General features: G+C 70.9%; 1 protein-coding gene. It reads left to right on the forward strand.

Features of this window, described 5'->3' with window-relative positions:
* Positions 1 to 1,224: MFS transporter (locus tag M3185_RS16915; RefSeq protein ID WP_251334837.1), on the forward strand; the 1,224-nt coding region annotated here is incomplete at both ends.

Below are 1,224 nucleotides of genomic sequence, written 5' to 3' on the forward strand. Positions count from 1 at the left end.
CGCCGCACCCTGTACTCGGGCACCATCGGCGCCATCGTCGAGTGGTACGAATACACCGTCTACGCCACCGCCGCCGCCCTGGTCTTCGGGCCGCTGTTCTTCCCCGCCATGGCCCCGGGCATCGGGCAGATCGCCGCCCTGGCGACCTTCGGCGTCGGGTTCGTCGCCCGGCCCGTCGGCGCCTTCGTCGCCGGCCACCTCGGGGACCGGATCGGGCGCAAGGCCACCCTGATCCTGACCTTCGCCATCATGACCGTGGCCACCGTGCTCATCGGCCTGCTCCCGACCTACGCCCAGGTCGGGATCTGGGCCCCGATCCTGCTGTGCGTGCTGCGCCTGGCCCAGGGCTTCGCCGTGGGCGGGGAGTGGGGCGGGGCGGCGATCATCGCCGTGGAGAACGCCCCGAAGGGCCGGCGCGGGTTCTACGGCTCCTGGCCCCAGATCGGGGTCTCCTGCGGGCTGCTGCTGGGCACCGCCGCGGTGACCGCCTCCGCGGCGATCTCCGGGGACGCCTTCGAGACCTGGGGCTGGCGGGTGCCGTTCCTGCTGGCCGTGGTGCTGGCCGCGGTGGGCCTCTACATCCGGCTCAACGCCGCGGAGTCCCCGGAGTTCCTGGCCGAGCAGGCCCGCATGCTCGAGGCCGGGGAGCAGCACAAGGCCCCGCTGAAGGTCTTGTTCGCCCACCACCGCAAGCCGCTGCTGATCGCGATCTTCGGCCGCTTCGCCGAGGCCGGCAACTACTACCTGTTCACCGTCTTCGTCCTCTCCTACGTCACCACCACCCTGGGGGTCCCGCGCAACTACGGGCTGGTGGCCGTGATGATCGGCTCGGCGCTGAACATCGTGATGATCCCGGTCTTCGGGGCGCTCTCGGACCGGATCGGGCGCAAGAAGACGTTCTTTTTGGGCGGGGCGGCGATCATCCTCACGGCCTGGCCGATCTTCGCCCTGGTCCAGACCGGCCAGCAGTGGGCGATCATCGCCGGGGTGGCCCTGTTCCTGGCCCTGGGCCACGCCCTGGTCTACGCCCCGCTGCCGGCGCTGTACTGCGAGCTGTTCCCCACCGCGGTGCGCTACTCCGGGATCTCGGTGGGCTACCAGATGGCCTCCATCCTGCTGGCCGGGTTCATGCCCGCCCTGGCCGGAGCCATCGTGCTGTGGACCGGCGGCACGGACGTGGTGGTGGCCATCATCATCGCCACCACCGCCATCGCGATGCTCTCG

The organism is Kocuria rosea, from assembly GCF_023715525.1.
Lineage (GTDB): Bacteria > Actinomycetota > Actinomycetes > Actinomycetales > Micrococcaceae > Kocuria > Kocuria rosea_A.